We start from the raw sequence: 2,581 nt of genomic DNA on the forward strand, positions 1-2,581 counted from the left end.
CCGTGCCGAGGCGGTGCACGGCCGCCAACTCCGGCAACGCGTCATCGAGCCAGCGGATGCTCGGCTGTGGGTGTCGACGCTTTGCCTCCTCGCGCAGCGCCGCGGCCGGCTCAACCGCTACGACGTCTTGACCTTGATCAGCCAGCCAGGCGGCGTCACGGCCGGAGCCGGCACCGACATCGAGCACCAAGGCGCCGCTGGCCGGTAGCCGCTCGCACAGCCAGTTGTGGACCTGCGCGAAGTCGAGCTGTTCATACTGCTCGGCGATCTGGGCTGCGCGATCGTGGTACCAAGTGATGCTGGCCGGATCACTCAACGCCGTTCTCCAAAGCTAAGCGCTAGAACGCAAAAATTGTTCCACGTGGAACATCCTGATTTACCGAGGATGACACCCCGCCCCTGAGTTCAGTTCCAACCAGGTCTTTCGCGTTTTCTGGCCCGTTAGCCTAGTTGCTATCGTCGCCTGATGCGGAGTCAGCCTCGGCGCGTTCAGCCCGCAACACCAGCATGGCATCGGCTTCTGCATAGCGCATTCGCGCGCGGGCAATGATCACATCATCTACGCTGGGCTTACGATTGCCGGCGTTGCGCAAGATGTTCTCCGCATCCTGCCAAGAGACATACGTGTGGGCAGCCAAATAGTCACGGTCGTTCATCGAACACCCCCTCCAACACCCTCAACTCATACCCCACACCACTCGCCTTCACGGCCGCGATACTCTCTTTGGCCCGCTCAGCGCTGTTAGCGACTCCTGTCACCTCTGGATAGTCAGCCCAATCCCCTTTGATGTCCATCGCCACCCAGTCGAGCCACGGCAGCAACGCGCGCAGCCGCTGCGGGTAGCTGCCAGCGGTGTGCAGCCCGACCTTAAAACCGAGCGCGCGCACCGTCTGCACGGCATCGACGATCGCCGGCTGCATCGTCGGCTCCCCGCCGGAGAAGACCACCGCATCGAGCAGCCCCCGACGGCGGCGCAGCCACGCTTGCAGATCGTCCCAATCGAGCGCATGCGCGCCGCGGGCCGGCAGCAGTTCCGGGTTGTGGCAGTAGTGACAGCGCCACGGACAGCCCTGGCAGAAGATTACCGCCGCCAGGGCATCAGGAAAATCGACCGTCGAGCAGGGGGACAAGCCCCCTACCCTCAGATCCTGCACACTCACGCCGCTGCCTCGACTTTTGTCGCGCGGCGCTCCTCGAAGAAGGCCCGCTCGCGGTGTTCGGCCTGCTTGCCCGCATTCCACGACTGCACCGGGCGGTGGTAGCCCATGACCCGCGTCCAGACCTCGCAGCGTGTGCGCTTTTCCTCTGGCAACGGCTCAGAGTGCCCGGCCGCACGCAGCTGATCATCACAGTGCGGGCAGAAGGTGTGCTCGCCGCTGAGGTAGCCGTGGGTCGGGCAGATCGAGAACGTCGGCGTGATCGTCAGATACGGCACCCGGAAGCCTTCCAAGGCGCGACGCACCAGACGCTTACACGCCTCAGCACTGGAGATGCGCTCGCCCATGTAGAGATGCACCACCGTGCCGCCGGTGTACCGGCCTTGCAGCGCCTCCTGCAGCTCGAGTTCCTCGAAGGGGTCGTCGGTGTAGTCGNTGCGATCTTCGCGCGCGAAGCGGTACGTCGTCCCCTCGGCCGGCGTCGCTTCAAGGTTATAGAGGTGGCCGGTCTGCTCCTGGAATTCGCTCAGGCGGCCGCGGATATGATCGAGCAACCGCAGGGCAAAATCGCGGCCTTTGGCCGTGGTCAGATCATCCCGGTCGGCGGTGAAGTTGCGCAGCAGTTCGTGGATGCCGTTCACGCCGATGGTCGAGAAGTGGTTGCGCAGCGTGCCGAGGTAGCGCTTGGTATAGGGAAAAAGCCCAGCATCCATGTGGCGCTGGATCACCTTGCGCTTGATCTCCAGGCTATCGCGGCCGAGGTCCAGGAGCCGATCGAGGGCCGCAAAGAGCCCCGCCTCGTCGCCACGGTGCAGGTAACCGAGGCGCGCGCAGTTGATCGTCACCACACCGAGCGATCCGGTCTGCTCGGCCGAGCCGAAAAGGCCATTGCCACGCTTGAGCAGCTCGCTCAGATCGAGCTGCAGCCGGCAGCACATCGAGCGGACCATGTTCGGGGAGAGGTCGGAGTTGACGAAGTTCTGGAAGTACGGCAGCCCGTACTTGGCGGTCATCGCCATCAACCGTCCGGCGTTCTCGCTCTCCCATGGGAAATCGGGGGTGATGTTGTAGGTCGGGATCGGGAAGGTGAAGATCCGGCCCTTGGCGTCGCCCTCCGTCATCACCTCGATGTAGGCACGGTTGATCATGTCCATCTCGGCCTGGAGCTCGCCGTAGGTGAACGGCATCTCCTCTCCCGCGATCAGCGGCACTTGCTCGCGCAGATCCTCCGGACAGACCCAATCGAAGGTGAGGTTGATAAAGGGCGACTGCGAGCCCCAGCGCGAGGGGACATTCAGGTTGTAGATCAGCTCCTGGATCGCTTGCCGGACCTCCGGGTAGCTGAGCCGGTCGTTACGGACATAGGGCGCTAGATAGGTGTCGAAGGAGCTGAACGCCTGTGCCCCGGCCCACTCGTTCTGCA

At 63.8% G+C, this 2,581-nt stretch carries 4 protein-coding genes and 1 pseudogene; all 5 read right to left on the bottom strand.

What is annotated here, in order from left to right:
• Positions 1–316 (bottom strand): class I SAM-dependent methyltransferase (locus CKO15_RS13695; RefSeq protein WP_200197375.1); only part of this gene is annotated, 316 nt, incomplete at its 3' end.
• Between the two features lie 130 nt (positions 317–446).
• Positions 447–656: a hypothetical protein gene (locus CKO15_RS13700; RefSeq protein ID WP_200197377.1), complete on the bottom strand. Its 210-nt coding sequence runs from the start codon at positions 654–656 to the stop codon at positions 447–449.
• On the bottom strand, positions 643–1,131 hold the full coding sequence (locus tag CKO15_RS13705) for an anaerobic ribonucleoside-triphosphate reductase activating protein (protein ID WP_242464814.1): 489 nt from the start codon (positions 1,129–1,131) through the stop codon (positions 643–645). Before CKO15_RS13705 ends, CKO15_RS13700 begins: the two co-directional genes overlap by 14 nt.
• A 26-nt stretch (positions 1,132–1,157) precedes the next feature.
• A partial coding sequence (gene nrdD, locus CKO15_RS14290) for an anaerobic ribonucleoside-triphosphate reductase (RefSeq protein WP_274600166.1) occupies positions 1,158–1,593 on the bottom strand: 436 nt, incomplete at its 5' end.
• Between the two features lies 1 nt (position 1,594).
• Positions 1,595–2,581: pseudogene (locus tag CKO15_RS14295) on the bottom strand (ribonucleoside triphosphate reductase); the annotation flags it as partial.

Origin of the sequence: Halorhodospira abdelmalekii (assembly GCF_016583625.1) — a bacterium.
GTDB classification, from domain to species: Bacteria; Pseudomonadota; Gammaproteobacteria; order Nitrococcales; family Halorhodospiraceae; genus Halorhodospira; species Halorhodospira abdelmalekii.

Excerpts from the sequence above, each read along its gene's own strand:
- CKO15_RS13700 (WP_200197377.1), bottom strand. The coding sequence starts at position 656 with ATGAACGACCGTGACTATTTGGCTGCCCACACGTATGTCTCTTGGCAG.